We start from the raw sequence: 16,571 nt of genomic DNA on the forward strand, positions 1-16,571 counted from the left end.
CCCGCCGACGGGACGGTCGCCTCGTTCACCGGGCCCGGCGACCCCTGCGCGTGCGGAGGTAGTCGGCCACGACGTACTCGCCGAGGCGCTCGGCGTCGGGCTGGAACACCCGGCCCCCCGCGCGCTGGGTGAGGTCGTGCACGAAGTGCACCAGCCCCGGGTCGGGGTCGAGGGCGAAGACGTTCACGGTGGCGCCGGTGCGGGCCACGCGCTCCACCTCGGCGACCGTCCGGGCGATGGTCTCCGGCATCGGGGGCCAGCAGAAGAACGGCGTCCCGTCGTCCTCCAGGTGCGCGGTGGGCTCGCCGTCGGTGACCACCAGGACGACGGGCTCCGCGTCGCGGTGCCGGGCGAGGAACCGGCGCGCCAGCATCAGCCCGTGCTGGAGATTCGTGCCCTGCAGCGTGTCCACCGACAGCTCGGCGAGGGTCTCCGGCCGCAGCACCTGCGCGGTCGAGGAGAACCCGATGATCTGGATGGCGTCCTGCGGGAAGCGGGTGGTCACCAGCGAGTGCAGGGCCATGGCCGTCGACTTGGCCGCACCCCACGTCCCGCGCAGCGCCATGGAGTACGAGAGGTCGACCAGCAGGGCCACGGCGGCCCCGGTCCGCCGTTCGGTCTCCACCACCTCGAAGTCCTCGACGGCGATCCGGACGTGCCGGTCGGCCTCCTGCCGCGGCTCGTGCGCCGTCCGCAGGACGGCGTTCTTCACCGTGCGGACGACGTCCAGGGGCTGCTCGTCGCCGAACCGCCACTCCCGCGAGCTGCCGGTCAGCTCCCCGGCCGCCCCGGCGTCGGCGACGTCGTGCTCGCCGCGGCCCGTGGCGTCCAGCTTGGCGAACACCCGGCGCAGGGCCGTGGCGCCGAGCCGGCGCACCGCCTTGGGGGAGAGCTCCAGCTTGCCGTCGGAGCGGTTGAGGTACCCCTGCCGCTCCAGCTCGCGCTCCAGCTGCCGCAGGGCGGCCAGGTCGTCGACGGCGGGCCGGCCGAGCGCGCGCTCGAGCAGCTCCTCGTCGATGTCGGCCAGCGAGGCGCCGGCGTAGCCCTGCGAGAGCTGGCTGGACAGCGCCTCGAGGTCGGCCAGCTCCGCCACGGCGCTGGTCGCGTCACCCATGCCGAGGGACTGCTCGCCGTCGGGCACCTGCCCCCGCTGCCCCCACGGCAGGTCGGGCCGGGCCTGCCGCAGCGCGTCCTGGAGATGGGCCATCTCGCTGGCCAGCCCCATGTCCGACATGGTCTGCGCCATGAGGTCCGACAGCTCGGCCCGCTGCTCGGGGGAGAGCCCGGCCATCATGCGTTCCTGCGCGGCCGCCCGGCGGGCCAGCGAGTCGATGAGCTCCTCGATGGACTGCGGGTCGTCGGGGAAGAACTGGCCGTGCTTGTCCATGAAGTCGCGGAACCGCTCGTCGGTGTCCTCACCGCGGTTGTGCGCGTCGATCAGCTGCGACAGGTCGGCGACCATGTCCTTGACCGCCTGCATGTCCTGCTCGGTGGCGTTCTCCAGTGCCTGCTTCATCGAGGCGAAGGAGCTGTCGAGCACCTCCCGGCGCAGCAGGTCCTGGATCTGCTCGTAGGCCCGGCGTCCCTCCTCCGACCGCCACGGGTACTCCTTGAGCGCCCGGACGGCGCCGGCGGTGTCATCGGGCAGCGCGTCCAGCTCGGCCTCGGCCAGGCGGGCCGAGTCGTCCGGGTCGGGGAAGAGCTCCCGACGCTCGGCGGCCAGCGCCCGGTCGAGCAGCTCGCGGACCTCCTGGAGGGTGCCGTCCATGCGCCCGGCGGTGCGGGCCCGGCGCAGTCGCTCCCGCACCGAGCGGCGCAGCTCGTCCAGGCCGCGCCGGCCCTCCGTGCCGCGGCGCAGCAGCTCGCGCAGCGCCTCGCGGACGCCGCTGCCACCCAGCACGGAGTCACCGATCTCGTCGACGGCGTTGCCGAGGTCGTAGGGCGGCGCGAGGGGGTCCGGTCCGCCCCGCCAGCGGCCGTAGCGGTACCCGCGCCCGCCCCGCTGCCGGCTCACGTCAGGCCCCGTAGATGGTGCGGGTGCCGTCGGTGTCCTTCGCCAGCCGCCGCGTCAGGTACAGGCCCTCGAGGGCGAACTCGACGGCGGCCGCCGCCTGCTCGGCCGACTGCTCGCCCTCGGGTACCCCGAGCCGGCCGAGCAGCTCGGCGAGCCGGGGGATCGTGCCCAGCTGACCCAGCAGCGCGGGAGCTGGCACCAGCTCGCCCGACTCGACCGTCTCCCCACCGGTGAAGTGCTCCTGGAGTCCGGTCAGGTCGAGGCCGGCGCAGCGGGCGCGGAAGGTCTGGGCGGTGGCCTGGCGCAGCAGGTGCTCGAGCACCTCCAGCTCCCGCTCGTCGTCGGGATCGGACCCGGAGTCGGCGAACTCGACCTTGCCCCGGCTGGCCGGCACCACGCTGGGCAGGTCGACCACCCGTGCGACCGGCCGGGTCTCGCCGGCGATCGCGGCCCGGCGGACGGCGGAGGCGGTGACGGTCTCCAGGCCCGCGATGGCGAAGCGGGCGCTCACGCCCGACCGCTGGTCGACGTGGCTGGACTCGCGGACCAGGCGGGTGAAGCGCGCGATGATCTCGACCAGGTGCTCGGGGACGATCGGGTGCTCGAACGCGTCGTGCGCACCGCCGTCCCAGGAGACCTGCGCCTCCTGCTGCAGCAGCCGGATCTCGTCGGCCAGCTCGATCGGGTAGTGGGTGCGCACCTCGGCGCCGAAGCGGTCCTTCAGCGGGGTGATGATGCGGCCGCGGTTGGTGTAGTCCTCCGGGTTGGCGCTGGCCACGAGCAGCAGGTCCAGCGGCAACCGCACCCGGTAGCCGCGGATCTGGATGTCGCGCTCCTCCAGCACGTTGAGCAGCGCCACCTGGATCCGCTCGGCCAGGTCGGGCAGCTCGTTGACGCTGAAGACGCCGCGGTTGGTGCGCGGCACCAGGCCGTAGTGGACCGTCTCCGGGTCGCCCAGGGTGCGGCCCTCGGCGACCTTGATCGGGTCGACGTCACCGATCAGGTCGCCCACGCTCGTGTCGGGCGTCGCCAGCTTCTCGCCGAAGCGGTCACTGCGGTGCAGCCAGCCGACGGGGGTGGCGTCGGCGTGCTCGGTGATCTGCCGGTGCGCCCAGACGCTGATCGGGTGCAGGGGGTGTTCGTTGAGCTCGCTGCCGACCAGGACCGGCGTCCACTCGTCGAGCAGACCGACGAGCGTGCGGATCAGCCGGGTCTTGCCCTGGCCGCGCTCGCCGAGGAGGACCAGGTCGTGCCCGGCGATCAGGGCCCGCTCGACCTCCGGCAGCACGGTGTCCTCGAAGCCCACCATCCCGGGCAGGCTGGGCTCGCCGCGGCCCAGCCGCGCGAGCAGGTTGGCCCGGATCTCGGACTTCACCGGGCGGTAGACGGCGCCGCTCGCGCGGAGCTCGCCGAGGGTGGTCGGGGCGGGGGAAGGGGTGGCTGGAGTCGCCAGGTCCGTCACCTCGACCACGGTACGACGATCACGCTCGTCCGGTCACCGATCCCCGCGCCGCCTGCGAAGATCGACTCGTGTCCGCGACCGACGTCCCCGCGCAGCCGCCCCTGGTCAGCGGTGCGGACGTCGAGGCCGCGGCCGAGCTCCTGGCCGGCGTCGTCCGGCACACGCCGCTGTGGCACTCCCGTGGTCTGGCCGACCGGGTCGGCGGCCCGGTGTGGCTCAAGTGCGAGAACCTCCAGCGCACCGGGTCCTTCAAGATCCGCGGCGCCTACACGCGCATCGCCCGGCTGACCGACGCCGAGCGGGCCCGCGGAGTCGTCGCGGCCAGCGCGGGCAACCACGCCCAGGGCGTGGCCCTCGCGGCCGGACTGCTCGGGTGCTCGGCCACGGTCTTCATGCCGCAGACGGCGCCGCTGCCGAAGGTGGCGGCCACCCGCTCCTACGGCGCGGAGATCCGGATGCTGGGCCAGTCGCTCGTGGAACCGCTCGTGGCCGCCGCCGAGCACGCCGAGCGAACCGGCTCGGTGTTCATCCATCCCTTCGACCACCGCGACGTGATCGCCGGGCAGGGGACCGTCGGCCTCGAGGTCCTCGACCAGTGCCCGGACGTCGCCACGGTGGTGGTCTGCACCGGGGGCGGAGGGCTGGTCTCCGGCGTGGCGGCCGCGGTGAAGGCCCGGCGTCCGGACGTGCGCGTCGTGGCCGTGCAGGCCGAGGGGGCGGCGGCGTTCCCCGGGTCGCTCTCCGCGGGCCGCCCCGTTCCGTTGTCCAGCATGGCGACGATGGCCGACGGCATCGCCGTCGCCGCCCCCGGTGATCTCACCCTCGCCCACGTGCGGGGCCTGGTGGACGAGGTCCGCACGGTCGGCGAGGAGGACCTCTCCCGCGCCCTGCTGTTCTGCCTGGAGCGGGCCAAGCTCGTGGTGGAACCGGCGGGCGTGGCCGCCGTCGCCGCCTTGCTCGCCGATCCGGCGGCGTTCGCGCCGCCGGTGGTGGCGGTCGTGTCCGGCGGCAACATCGACCCGGTGCTGCTGCTGAAGGTGGTCCAGCACGGCATGGCAGCGGCGGGGCGCTACCTGTCGCTGCGCCTGCAGGTGCCCGACCGGCCGGGGTCGCTGGCGGCGGTGCTCGCCGAGCTCGCCGCGGTGGGGGCCAACGTGCTGGAGGTCGAGCACGAGCGGACGGCCGCCCGGCTGCACGTCGGCGAGGTGGAGGTCTTCGTCGTGGTGGAGACCCGCGGGCCCGACCACGCGGGAGAGGTCGTCTCCGCACTCACGCGGGCCGGGTACGCCGTCACCCGGGAGTGAGGCGCAGGATGGGCGGCGATGAGCGCCGCCGACACCCTCGCCCTGTCCGCTGACAACCCTCTGGGGAGCGTCTCGCCACTCCCCTTCGCGCTGCCGCCGTTCGCGGCCATCTCGGCCGAGCACTGCCGGGAGGCGCTGCTGGCCGGGATGGCCGAGCAGCGGTCGGAGATCGCGGCGATCGTCGGCTCGACCGAGGCGCCGACGTTCGAGAACACGATCGTGGCCCTCGAGCTGTCGGGCCGGCTGCTGACCCGGGCGCGGAGCGTGTTCGGCAACCTGACGTCGTCGGTGTCGACCCCTCGCCTGCGGGAGATCGAGCGGGAGATCGCCCCGCTCGAGGCGGCGCACAGCGACGCGATCCACCTCGATCCGGAGCTGTTCGCCCGCATCGACGCGGTCCACGCCACCCGGCACGACAACGGGCTCGACGACGAGGCCGTGCGCCTCGTCGAGCGCTACCACCTGGACTTCGTGCTGGCCGGCGCGCAGCTCGACGAGGCGGGGCGGGCCCGGCTCACCGAGCTGAACCAGGAGCTCTCCACGTTGTCGACGGCGTTCGGCCAGAACCTGCAGCTGGCGACCGAGGCCGCGGCCGTCCGGGTGTCCCACCGCGCGGAGCTCGACGGGCTGCCGGAGGAGGAGATCGCGGCCGCGGCGGCGGCCGCGGCCGATCGCGGCCTCGACGGCTTCCTGCTGCCGCTGCTGCTGCCGACCGGGCAGCCGGTGCTCGCGAAGCTGCGCGACCGTGAGCTGCGCCGCCGGGTCCTCGAGGCGTCGACGAGCCGGGCCTCGGCGGGGGAGCACGACAACCGCCCGGTCGCCGCCCGGATCGCCCGGCTGCGTGCCGAGCGGGCGCGGCTGCTGGGCTTCGACACCCACGCGGATCTCGTGCTGGCCGACTCCACCGCGCGCACCACCGCCGCCGTCGACGCCATGCTCGCCTCCATGGTCCCGGCGTCGGTGGCCAATGCCGAGGCCGAGGCCGCCGTGCTGGGGGAGGCGGCCGCCGCGGACGGGGTCGAGCTGGCCCCCTGGGACTGGGCCTTCTACAGCGAGCAGGTCCGCGCCGAGCGCTACGCCGTCGACACCGGGGCGCTGCGCCCGTACTTCGAGCTGGACCGCGTCCTGGGCGACGGCGTCTTCCACGCCGCCGAGCTGCTCTACGGATACCGGTTCACCGCCCGGCCGGACCTGGCCGGCTACCACCCCGACGTCCGGGTGTGGGAGGTGACCGGCGCCGACGGCGCGAGCGTGGGCCTCTACCTGGGCGACTTCCTCGCGCGGGAGGGCAAGCGCGGCGGGGCCTGGATGAGCTCCTTCGTCCGCCAGTCGCGGCTGCTGGGCGCGCAGCCGGTCGTCGTCAACAACCTCAACGTCTCGCGGGCGCCGGCCGGCCAGCCCACGCTGCTCACCCTGGACGAGGTCAACACGCTCTTCCACGAGTTCGGCCATGCGCTGCACGGGCTCAGCTCCGCGGTGACGTATCCCCGGTTCTCGGGCACCGCGGTGCCGCGCGACTTCGTCGAGTTCCCCAGCCAGGTCAACGAGATGTGGGCGCTGTGGCCCGAGGTCCTGGGCAACTACGCGCGGCACGTGGACACGGGCGAGCCGCTGCCGCGGTCGGTCGTGGACGCGATCGACGCCGCGCGCCTGTGGGGAGAGGGCTTCGCCACCCTGGAGTACCTGGCCGCCACCCTGCTGGACCAGGCATGGCACCGCATCACGCCCGACACCGAGGTGGGCGATCCGATCGCGTTCGAGCAGCAGGCGCTGGCCGAGGCCGGGGTGGACTCCCCGCTCGTGCCGCCGCGCTACCGGACGACGTACTTCCAGCACGTCTTCGCCGGGGGTTACGCGGCCGGGTACTACTCCTACATCTGGTCGGAGGTGCTCGACGCCGACACCGTGGAGTGGTTCAAGGAGAACGGCGGCCTGCGCCGGGAGAACGGTGAGGTCTTCCGCACCCGATTGCTGGCTGTCGGCGGCTCGGTGGACCCGCTCGCGGCCTTCCGTGCGGTGCGCGGCCGGGACGCCGACCCCATGCCCCTCCTCAGAAGGCGCGGTCTGACCACCGACTGAGAAAGGACCCCCCTGCTCCCGACGCCTCGCAGGCTCGGCGCGGGACCCGGCAGCGGGGCCGGCGGCTCACAACCAGGGGAGCAGCAGCACCAGGTCGAGGTCGTCGGGGCTCTCCCCGTCGCGGACCAGGCGGTTGGGCTGGCGGTGGCCGCACGCCGTGCACCGGTGCACCACCTGCCAGCCCTTGCCCGACTTCTCCACGAGCCCGATCGGCTCCATGGGACGGCGGCAGTCGCTGGCCCGGTCACCGGGCAGCACGTCCACGTGCAGCGACCACAGGCAGAACGGGCAGTGGTTGCGGTAGTGCCCGTCGGTGTTCGCCGGCACCGGTGCCGCGCAGTGCACGCACTCGAAGCCGGTGTTCTCCGCCCGCCGGGACCGGGCCATGGCGCGGTCGGAGCCGCTCACGGTCCGGCGGTCAGGGGACGAACGGCTCGACGGCGACGACCTCGACGCTGATGTCGCGGCCGTTGGGGGCCTGGTAGGTCACGGTGGTGCCAGGTGCGGCGCCCATGATCGCCGAGCCGAGCGCGGACTCCGGCGAGTACACGGTGAGCTGCGTCGTGCCGGCGATCTCGCGGGAGCCGAGGAGGAACTTCTCGGTGTCGTCGTCACCGGCGAACCTGATGGTGATGACCGTGCCGAGGGCGGCGTTCGTCGCCGTCGTCGGCGCGGCCCCGACCCGGGCCTTGCGCAGCAGGTCGGTCAGCTGACGGATCCGGCCCTCCTGCTTGCCCTGCTCCTCCTTGGCCGCGTGGTAGCCGCCGTTCTCCTTGAGGTCACCCTCCTCGCGGCGGGCGTTGATCTCGGCGGCCATGGCCGGGCGGTTCGCCACCAGCTGGTCGAGCTCGGCCTTCAGCCGGTCGTGGGCCTCCTGCGTCAGCCAGATGCCCTGGTCCTGCTCGTCAGTGGGGGTGGACACGTCGGCGGTACTCCTGGAACTCGGATGGCCGCCCCGGACGGGGCGATCGATGGTCGATCCGGCCAAGCTAACACCGGGGTCGACGCCCGTGCACGGATGCGCCGCACGCGGTCCACGACCCCGAGGACAGATCCGGAACCGTACCGGACCGCCCGGTGACCAGGGCCACATTTCGCCCGACCAGGTGGCTGAGCAGGCCGTTCCGGCGCCGGCGGGCCGGGGGCGCGGCATGCCGGGGCGCGGGCGGGGGACAATGACCGGGTGACCGAACCCGACCAGTTGCGCCTGCTGGCCGTCCACGCCCATCCCGACGACGAGTCGAGCAAGGGCGCCGCCACCATGGCGAAGTACGTCGCCGAGGGCGTCCGCGTGATGGTGGCCACCTGCACCGGCGGCGAGCGCGGCTCCGTGCTGAACCCGGCCATGGACCGCCCGGAGGTCTGGGAGCGGCTGCCGCAGATCCGGATCGAGGAGATGGCCCGCGCCCGGGAGATCCTCGGCGTCGAGCAGGAGTTCCTCGGCTTCGTCGACTCGGGCCTGCCGGAGGGCGATCCGCTGCCCCCGCTGCCCGAGGGATGCTTCGCCCTGGTGCCCCTGGAGGAGGCCGCCGCCCCGCTGGTGGCGCTCATCCGGCGCTTCAAGCCGCAGGTGATCACCACCTACGACGAGCGCGGCGGCTACCCGCACCCCGACCACATCAAGACCCACGAGATCTCGGTGCACGCCTTCGAGGCCGCCGGCGACCCGGACCGCTATCCCGAGCTGGGGGAGCCCTGGCAGCCGAGCAAGCTCTACTACCACATGAGCTTCACGCTGCCGCGCACCAAGGCGCTGCACGAGGCCATCCTCGCGGCCGGCGCGGAGTCGCCCTACACGGAGTGGCTGGCGAACTGGGACCCGGCGCACGACATCTCGCACCGGGTGACCACCCGCGTCCCCTGCGCCGAGTACTTCCCGGTCCGCGACGCCGCCCTCATCGCGCACGCCACCCAGATCGATCCGGAGGGTCGCTGGTTCGCCTGTCCCCAGGAGACCCAGCAGCGCGTGTGGCCGACCGAGGACTACGAACTGGCCCGGACCCTGGTCGACGTCCCCACGCCGGAGGACGATCTGTTCGCCGGGATCCGCAGTGAGGTGGGTGTGCGATGAGGCAGGTTTCCGCCGTGCTGGCCCAGCAGCTGCCCGAGGACGTCGGCAAGTCCGGTCCGCTCGGGTTGCTGCTGACCGTCCTCCTGCTGATCGCCGTGTTCCTGCTGGTGCGCTCGATGACCACGCACCTCAAGCGGGTGCCGGCCAGCTTCGACCCCGTCGACCCCGGGCAGCGGGTGCCCGACGATCCGGCGGAGCTCTTCGAGCCGCGACCCGGTCAACAGGTGCTCGACGACCTCCGCAAGGCCCCGCTGGCCATCGAGCCCCCTCGCGACGGCGAGGACGGCCGGCCCGGGAGCTCCCCAGAACGGTGACCGCGGAAGGACGCCGCCCCGGCCGGTGACCGGGGCGGCGTCCGACGTGCCGGCTGCTACCAGCGGTGCGCGACGTCGATCACCATTCGCGGACCCTGCTCGGAACCGGGCAGGGCTGCGAGGGTGAAGACCCGGAACGGCAGGCGAGCCCGGACGCCCAGGGCGATGGTGCTCTGACCCTCGAAGGATCCGGCCCACGCCACCTGGCGGAAGGTCCTGAAGCCGGACACGTTCACCAGCTCGCGACGATCGTCGGGCTGGTAGGTCACCCGGCCGTCCTCGTCCTGAACGGGTGCCCGCACCAGGATCTGCAGGTCGGCGGCCCCGCGGACGGGAACGGGATCGCCCGAACCGTCCTGGATGACGACGGGGACGTAGCGCACGTCGTACGAGCGGAACGTGAGGTCACGGCCGCCGAGGTCGACGACGAGCCGGTCGAAGCAGGCGTGCTGCCCGGCACGGACGTCGAGGATCATGTTCCTGGACGGCGTCTCGACGCTCTTGGGCAGCGAGCCCCACGTGATGCCGCAGTAGGGTTTCGCGGCCGCCGAGGCGGGGCTGATCACCCCCACGGCGAACAGCGCGGCGAGCACGATGACGAGAAGCCGGGTCGGGATGCGGTTCATGGCTGGCCTCCTGCCGGGTAGCGCCAGACGTGGCGCTGAGCACAGAATCCGCCGACACGCGCGCTAGCACCATAGGCCGTAAATGCCCAGAACTGCCGAAGTCTCGGCGGGGTTGTCGTCAGGTCTTGTATGCTCCCAGCCGTACTTCGCGGCTCTTGTTGGCAAAACTAGTCATCCGCAGATATCGGCAGCCTCCCGGGGCCGGTTCGGCTGCGGAGGGCGCGTCGCGGCGGCAGCGGAGGGGGCGTGGGCGGCAGGCGCACGGCGGGCCGTGGAACCGGGCACGATCAGCCGGTGTCCCCGAACCCGCGTGACCAGGACCCAGAAGCAGACGTCCGCCCTCCCGGCTTCAGTCGGGCCGGGACGCGGGCCCTCGAGGTCGCCGAGAACCTGATCTACGGGGGGATCGCGCTCTTCCTCGTCCTGTCGGCGTTCGTCCTGCTGGCGGTGGCCGCCAAGACCTCCTGGGCACTGACGTCGGACTTCTCCCAGCAGCCGCTGCTCGAGGTGCTGGACGTCCTGCTCCTCGTCTTCATCGTGGTCGAGCTGCTGTTCGCCGTCCGGACGACGGTGGAGAAGCGCGAGCTCGTGGCCGAGCCGTTCCTGCTCGTGGGCATCATCGCCTCGATCAAGGAGATCGTCGTGCTCTCCGTCGAGGCCGCGGGCGCCCTGGGGAAGGGAGCGGAGTTCGACGACCGCATCGTCGAGATCGGCCTGCTCGGTGTCCTCGTCGTCCTCCTCGGCGTGACCTCCTTCCTGCTGCGTCGCAAGGAACGGGAACCGGACGAGGGTGACCGGTCACCCGGTCAGGCTGCCCCTCACCGGTAGCCGACACCCGTGTCCAGCGGACTCGCCACCGCCACCAGCCCGTATCTCCTCCAGGTCACGGGCCGTGTCACGCGACGGTCGGATCACCCGGAGCTCGCGCAATGCCGTTTGCAGTCGGCGAGGGGAACTCGGCGGGGCTCTGAGGTCAGCGGTGCACGGCAGCTCTGTCGAGGTCTGCGAGAGCGTCCTCGGGCCGGCTGGTGCCGACGCGGTGCGCCATGAGGAACTCGGCATCCCCGAGCAGTGCGCGGGCGCGGTGTTCGGCCCGGTCGATGTCGAGGCGTTCCAGCCGGGAGGCCGGGCGGTGTCGCTTGCTGCGCCACCAGGTGGCCGCGCCGAGCAGTCCGGCGGCCGCACGGCCGTCGCCGCGGGCGGCAGCGACGCAGGCCAGTCCCTCGAGCGCGGCGGCGTGCCCGGGGGCGGTCTGCCACGCCTGGTGGTGGGAGAACGCGGCGCTGTCGACGTCGCCGTCGGCCTCGGCGAGGTGACCGAGGCAGACCAGGGCGGTGGCGGTCCACTCCGGTTCGTTCAGCCCGGCCAGCAGCTGCTGAGCCCATGCCAGATGCTCGCGCGCGGCGGCGAGGTCGCCGCGCTCCCGGGCGAGCAGCCCTTCGCCGACCGCGGCCCGTGGGTTGCCGTCGGCACCCAGTTGCCGGGCCACGGCGTGGGACTCGGCGAACAAGCGGGCGGCGCGGTCGGCATCGCCGACCAGCAGGGTGACGTGGCCGGCGCCGGCGAGGGCGTACTGGATCGTGTTGGCCGGCCCGACCTCCTCTCCGCTGGCGAGTGCGCCCTCGTACATGGCCAGCGCCTCCTCGAGCCGGCCGGATCGGTGCAGCGCGATGCCGAGGTGGAACTGGATCGCCGAGACGCCCCACTGGTCGCCCAGGGCACGGAAGGAGGCCAGGGCCCGCTGCCCGACGGCGGTGGCCTCGGTCAGGTCGCCGACGGCGGCGTGCAGTTCCATCCGCACGAAGTCCACGAGCGCGGCGCCCCAGGCGTCGTCCGTCCGGGCGAACTGGCGGCCGGCCCGCTCCAGCTGGGCGAACGCCGCTCCGGAGTCGTCGGCGCTGATGGCCTCGACGGCGAGAAGGGTGTCCGAGAGGGCGGCGCGGGCGTCGTCGCCGAGGTCGGCGAACAGGCCCCGGCTGGCGGCGGCCGCGGCGGCGCAGTCCGGGTCGGGATGAACGATGCAGGCCCCTGGACGGGCGGCGACGGCCAGGGCCTGGAGCGCCCGCGCCCGTGCCGCGGGTGACCCGGTCGGTGCGGTCGCCAGCATGGCGGCGACCCGCCGGCCGCCGTCCGGGCGGGTGGCGAAGTACCAGTACCACCCCAGCGCGCCCACGAGCCGCAGGCCGGCGTCCGGTTCCTCCGCCGCGTGCTCGGTGCACCAGGCGAGGGCGGCGTCCAGGTCGTCACGCACTGCTGCCAGGCGCGGCAGCCACCGCGCCTGACCGTCACCCCGCAGCTCGGCCTCGGCCTCCTCGGCCACCTCGGTGAGGTAGTCGACGTGCGCCCGGGCCACCCAGTCCTGTTCGCCCGACTCGATCAGCCGCTCACCGGCGTACTCGCGGATGGTCTCCAGCAGGTGGTACCGCGGGCCGCCCTGGCCGATCGCCGTCCGGTCGACGGTGACCAGGGAGCGGTCGACCAGCCGGCCCAAGGTGTCCATGACGGCGGCCGGCGTGAGGGGCTCGCGGTCGCCGACGGCCTGTACCGCCTCCAGGGTCCAGTTGCCGCGGAACACCGACAGCCGGCGCAGCAGCACCCGCTCCGGGTCGGTCAGCAGCTGGTAGCTCCAGTCGACGGTGGCGCGCAGGGTGCGCTGGCGTGCCTCCGCCGTCCGGGGGCCGGTGGTGAGCAGGGTGAACCGGTCGCCCATGCGGCCGGCGAGCTGGTCGACGGGAAAGGCGGCGACCCGGGCGGCGGCCAGTTCGAGCGCCAGCGGGATCCCGTCGAGGTGCCGGCAGATGTCGGCGACTGCTGCGGCGTTGTCCTCGTCAAGGGCGAAGTCGGGCAGAGCGGCGCGGGCGCGGTCGACGAACAACTGCACCGCGGCGCTGGCCGCCGCCTCCCCGGCGTGCCCTTCGGTGGGGACCGGCAAGGGGTCGAGGGCGCACTGGACCTCGCCGCGGGCGGCCAGCGGCTCTCGGCTCGTCGCCAGCAGCCGCACGGCCGGGCACGACTCCAGCAGCCGCTCGGACAGCAGGGCACACGCGTCGGCGAGGTGCTCGCAGTTGTCCAGGACCAGCAGGGCGGCACGGTCGCGCAGATGCCCGATCAGCTGGTCCTCGGCGGTCGCCGTGGGCACGTCGCGCACCTCCAGCGCGGCCAGCGCGGCGGGCGCCACCTGCTCCGGGTCCGTCACTCCGGCCAGCCGGACGAACCCCACACCGTCGCCGAAGCGGCCCGCGGCGGCGCGCGCGGCCTCCAGCGCCAGACTCGTCTTCCCCACGCCGCCGGGACCGGTGACCGTGACCAGCCGGTGTGCACGCAGCAGCGAGGTCACCCGGTCCAGATCGGCCTCGCGGCCGAGGAAGGACGTCAGCCGCGGTGGCAGCCGCCGTGCCACCTCACGTGGCGGTGACGGCGGGGCCGAGGGAACCGTGGCGGCCCCATCGGGGCCCTTGAGGTCGGAGCGCTGCTGCAGGATCGCCTCCTGCAGACCGCGCAGCTCGGCGTCGGGTGCCAGGCCGAGCTCGGCGTCGAGCACGTCGCGGGCCCGCTGATAGGCCGCGAGCGCGTCGGCCTGCCGGCCCGCTCGGTACAGCGCCAGCATCAGCCGGGCGTGCAGCCGCTCCCGCAGCGGGTGTGCCGCGGTGAGTTCCTCGAGGTCGGTGATTACGTCGGTGTGCCGGCCCGCGGCCAGCTGCAGGTCGATGAGCTCCTCTCGGGCCGCCAGCTGCAGCTCGGTCAGCCGCGCCGCCTCCGGCTCGGCCCAGTGCCCGTCGGCGAACTCCGCCAGCGCGGCGCCCCGCCAGCACGCCAGCGCCTGGCCGTAGAGCCGGGCGGCTCGTCCCGGCTCGGTTCCCGCGGCGGCGCGGGCCTCCTTGACCAGGTCGGCGAAGCGGAGCGCGTCGACCTCGGCCCGGTCCACCTCGAGCAGGTACCCGGGAGCACGGGTGACGAGCACGTCGGCGAGCCCGGCGGCGGCCAGGGCGCGGCGGAGCTTGGACACCCGCCCCTGCAGCGCGTTGCCCGGATTGGCCGGCAGCTCCTCGCCCCACAGGGCGTCGACGAGGGTGGGGACGGCGAGTACGCGGCCCGCCGAGAGCGCCAGCAGCGCGAGCAGCTCCCGCTCCCCGGCCCCGGGCAACGGCCGGCCCCGACCGTCGACGACCACCTCGACCGGCCCCAGGACGCGGATCTGCATGCGCCCTCCCCGGACCGGTCCGTCGAGGCGCCGATTGTCGACTTCGCCGGACACCCGCACAACGAGCTCTCGCCCGGCGGGATCACCCGCGTCAGCGAGCGGACAGCGTTCCGACAGCGCACCTCGGCACGGTCGGGACCCACCCACCCCGGCACGGAGGAGCCCATGATCTCGATCCACGTACCGGCGATGACCTCGCGGCAGGACGTCCGGGCGGTCAGCGCCCGGATCAACGACGTGCCAGGCGTCCAGACCCTCCAGGTCGACTACGCCACCCGAACCGTGCGGGTGACCGGCCCGGCCGACCCCACCGCGGTCACCGCCGCGATCGGCGACGCCGGCTACGCCACCGGCCCCGACCCGGTCCCCACCGACGGCTCCCCGTTCCCCGGCATGACAAGAACAGGAGAACTCCCCGTGGACACCTTCTTCTCCACCGACATCGCTGATCTGCCCCCGGCCACCCGGCCCGAGCTGCTCGAACTCCGCGACGGCGACGAGATGCGGCTCCGGATCGCCCCGGTCACGAAGCGGCTGGGCGACGCCACGGTCCGGATGCTCGCCTACAACGGGTCGATCCCCGGGCCCACCCTCCGGGTCCGGCAGGGCTCGGAGATCGTCGTGCACGTCACCAACGACACCGACATGGAGACCACCGTGCACTGGCACGGGCTGCGGCTGGAGAACCGCTACGACGGGGTGCCGTACGAGACCCAGGCGCCGATCCCGCCCGGTGGTCAGTTCACCTACCGCGTCCGGTGTCCCGACGCCGGCGGCTACTGGTACCACCCCCATGTCCGTGAGGACGTCCAGCAGGAGATGGGCCTCTACGGCACCATCCTGGTCGACCCCGCGGAGCCGGACTACTGGCCGGCAGCGCACCGCGACGTGGTGCTCACCCTCGACGACGTGCTCGTCGAGGGCGGCGCGATCGCCCCCTTCAGCCGGGCCGAGACCAACTACGCGGCGATGGGGCGCTACGGGAACGTGCTGCTCATCAGCGGTGAGACCGATCTGTCGCTGACCGCCCGCACCGGCGAGGTGGTGAGGCTGTGGCTGACCAACACCGCCAACAGCCGCGTCTTCCGCGTGGCCCTGCCCGGGGCGCGGATGAAGCTCGTCGGCGGCGACAGCGGCCGGGTCGAGCACGAGCAGTTCGTCTCCGACGTCGTCCTGTCCCCCTCCGAGCGTGCCGTCGTCGACGTGCTGTTCGACCGGGCCGGCGAGCTCACCCTGGAGCACCGCAGCCCGCGGCGCACCTACCGGCTCGCGTCGATCACCGTGACAGAGGAGCTCGCCGACCCGCCGCTGGCCGAGGCGTTCGGCGTGCTGCGCTCCGCGCCGGAGCTGACCGCCGAACGGAAGCACCTCGAGGGCTGGCTCGCCGCGCCCCCGGACAAGGTCCTGGCCATCGTCGCCGAGATGGAGGACCCCGCTGGCGCGGCTGCGGGGCCGGTCACGTACGCCTGCCCGATGCACCCCGACGTGGTCAGCGACCAGCCCGGCCGGTGCCCGAAGTGCGGCATGAAGCTGATGGCCACCGCTGCCGCGGTCACCTACGCCTGCCCGATGCACCCCGACGTGGTCAGCGACCAGCCCGGCCAGTGCCCGAAGTGCGGCATGAAGCTGCTGATGGCCCCGGCGGCCGGCCTCGCCGACTCCAGCGCGGGCGACGACACGGGCCACGGACCCATGGGCCACGAGTCGGACCACGGACCCATGGGCCACGAGTCGGGCCACGGACCCATGGGCCACGAGTCGCGACCGGAGGGGTCAGCGACGGTGCACGACGCCACGCACGCACACGCCGACCACGGTGCCGGCACCGCCGACGGCGTCGAGTGGGAAGACGACATGGCCGAGGCGAACCGTCAGACCACCACGGCCACCATGCGCTGGCAGCTGCTCGACCGCACCGCCGGCGGCAAGGTCCCACCCGTCGACTGGCGCTTCACGGTGGGGGATCGGGTGAAGATCCGGCTGGTCAACGAGATGGACTCCGACCACCCCATGCACCACCCCTTCCACGTGCACGGGGCCGGTCGCTTCCTCGTGCTCGCCCGTGACGGCGTGCCCGAACCCAACCTGGGGTGGAAGGACACCGTCCTGGTGCGCACAGGGGAGGTCGTCGACATCCTGCTCGAGCTGTCCACCTCGGGCACCTGGATGGCCCACTGCCACATCGCCGAGCACCTGCACGCCGGGATGATGTTCAGCTTCACCGTCGCGGCGGGAGGGACCCGGTGACCGCCCCAGCACCGGGCGCAACCGCCGCTGAGCCGTCGTAACGGGACGATGGCCAGGTCGGTCGCGACGGCGACGCCGATCGCTGCGGCTAGGGCGGTCCGCCGGGCCTGCCCCCGGACCGGTCGCCCACGCCTGTCAGGGGCTCGGCGGACGTTGCGCTGACGCCGCAATGGGGTCGTGGCGACCGTGGCGCTCACGGCTGTCGAGGCGCGGTCCACCGGCCTTCTCGCCCGCTGCTGGTCTGCATCGGCCC

12 protein-coding genes are annotated in these 16,571 nt (G+C 73.6%); 6 read left to right on the forward strand and 6 right to left on the reverse strand.

Translation table 11 applies throughout. The features are described 5' to 3' along the window. Positions 1-25: 25 nt before the first annotated feature. Both ACFSHS_RS09910 and ACFSHS_RS09915 read right to left on the reverse strand, forming a co-directional pair. A complete protein-coding gene (locus tag ACFSHS_RS09910; protein WP_376874650.1) occupies positions 26-2,014 on the reverse strand; it encodes a VWA domain-containing protein in 1,989 nt (662 codons plus the stop codon). Position 2,015: 1 nt separating this feature from the next. Continuing rightward, complete coding sequence (locus tag ACFSHS_RS09915; RefSeq protein WP_376874653.1) at positions 2,016-3,476, reverse strand: magnesium chelatase; 1,461 nt, start codon at positions 3,474-3,476, stop codon at positions 2,016-2,018. 68 nt (positions 3,477-3,544) lie between these two features. Between ACFSHS_RS09915 and ilvA the strand changes: the two genes are divergently transcribed. Further along, positions 3,545-4,780 carry a threonine ammonia-lyase gene (gene ilvA, locus ACFSHS_RS09920; RefSeq protein WP_376874656.1) on the forward strand — a complete coding sequence of 412 codons (1,236 nt, stop codon included), beginning with the start codon at positions 3,545-3,547 and terminating at the stop codon, positions 4,778-4,780. A gap of 18 nt (positions 4,781-4,798) precedes the next feature. After that, positions 4,799-6,859, forward strand: a complete 2,061-nt coding sequence (locus tag ACFSHS_RS09925) for a M3 family metallopeptidase (protein WP_376874659.1) — start codon at positions 4,799-4,801, stop codon at positions 6,857-6,859. A gap of 66 nt (positions 6,860-6,925) precedes the next feature. Here the strand turns inward: ACFSHS_RS09925 and ACFSHS_RS09930 are convergent, their stop codons facing one another. Together ACFSHS_RS09930 and greA are read right to left on the reverse strand one after the other, a co-directional pair. Then, positions 6,926-7,267 carry an RNHCP domain-containing protein gene (locus ACFSHS_RS09930; protein ID WP_376874662.1) on the reverse strand — a complete coding sequence of 114 codons (342 nt, stop codon included), beginning with the start codon at positions 7,265-7,267 and terminating at the stop codon, positions 6,926-6,928. A gap of 10 nt (positions 7,268-7,277) precedes the next feature. Then, positions 7,278-7,781 carry a transcription elongation factor GreA gene (gene greA / locus ACFSHS_RS09935; protein WP_376874665.1) on the reverse strand — a complete coding sequence of 168 codons (504 nt, stop codon included), beginning with the start codon at positions 7,779-7,781 and terminating at the stop codon, positions 7,278-7,280. Positions 7,782-8,042: 261 nt separating this feature from the next. On the opposite strand from greA, the gene mca reads away from it, so the two are divergent. Together mca and ACFSHS_RS09945 are read left to right on the forward strand one after the other, a co-directional pair. Continuing rightward, entirely contained in the window at positions 8,043-8,930 is an 888-nt protein-coding gene (gene mca / locus ACFSHS_RS09940; RefSeq protein WP_376874668.1) for a mycothiol conjugate amidase Mca, read from the forward strand. After that, a complete protein-coding gene (locus tag ACFSHS_RS09945; protein WP_376874671.1) occupies positions 8,927-9,244 on the forward strand; it encodes a hypothetical protein in 318 nt (105 codons plus the stop codon). The genes mca and ACFSHS_RS09945 overlap by 4 nt, the downstream gene beginning before the upstream one ends. Before the next feature lie 56 nt (positions 9,245-9,300). Here ACFSHS_RS09945 and ACFSHS_RS09950 read toward each other — a convergent pair whose 3' ends face one another. Beyond that, positions 9,301-9,870, reverse strand: coding sequence for an AMIN-like domain-containing (lipo)protein (locus ACFSHS_RS09950; protein ID WP_376874674.1), 570 nt, complete (start codon positions 9,868-9,870; stop codon positions 9,301-9,303). 294 nt (positions 9,871-10,164) lie between these two features. Here ACFSHS_RS09950 and ACFSHS_RS09955 point away from each other — a divergent pair, with 294 nt between their 5' ends. Then, entirely contained in the window at positions 10,165-10,698 is a 534-nt protein-coding gene (locus tag ACFSHS_RS09955) for a phosphate-starvation-inducible PsiE family protein (RefSeq protein WP_376874677.1), read from the forward strand. Positions 10,699-10,843: 145 nt separating this feature from the next. On the opposite strand, the gene ACFSHS_RS09960 is transcribed toward ACFSHS_RS09955, so the two are convergent. After that, positions 10,844-14,071 (reverse strand): ATP-binding protein, encoded by a 3,228-nt coding sequence (locus tag ACFSHS_RS09960; RefSeq protein ID WP_376874680.1) that lies wholly within the window; start codon positions 14,069-14,071, stop codon positions 10,844-10,846. Positions 14,072-14,236: 165 nt separating this feature from the next. On the opposite strand from ACFSHS_RS09960, the gene ACFSHS_RS09965 reads away from it, so the two are divergent. Next, entirely contained in the window at positions 14,237-16,318 is a 2,082-nt protein-coding gene (locus ACFSHS_RS09965; RefSeq protein WP_376874683.1) for a multicopper oxidase domain-containing protein, read from the forward strand. Positions 16,319-16,571 lie beyond the last annotated feature (253 nt).

Origin of the sequence: Blastococcus deserti, from assembly GCF_042682525.1 — a bacterium.
GTDB classification, from domain to species: Bacteria; Actinomycetota; Actinomycetes; order Mycobacteriales; family Geodermatophilaceae; genus Blastococcus_B; species Blastococcus_B deserti.

Excerpts from the sequence above, each read along its gene's own strand:
- ACFSHS_RS09925 (WP_376874659.1), top strand. The coding sequence starts at position 4,799 with ATGAGCGCCGCCGACACCCTCGCCCTGTCCGCTGACAACCCTCTGGGG.
- ACFSHS_RS09945 (WP_376874671.1), top strand. The coding sequence starts at position 8,927 with ATGAGGCAGGTTTCCGCCGTGCTGGCCCAGCAGCTGCCCGAGGACGTC.
- ACFSHS_RS09950 (WP_376874674.1), bottom strand. The coding sequence starts at position 9,870 with ATGAACCGCATCCCGACCCGGCTTCTCGTCATCGTGCTCGCCGCGCTG.
- ACFSHS_RS09960 (WP_376874680.1), bottom strand. The coding sequence starts at position 14,071 with ATGCAGATCCGCGTCCTGGGGCCGGTCGAGGTGGTCGTCGACGGTCGG.
- ACFSHS_RS09965 (WP_376874683.1), top strand. The coding sequence starts at position 14,237 with ATGATCTCGATCCACGTACCGGCGATGACCTCGCGGCAGGACGTCCGG.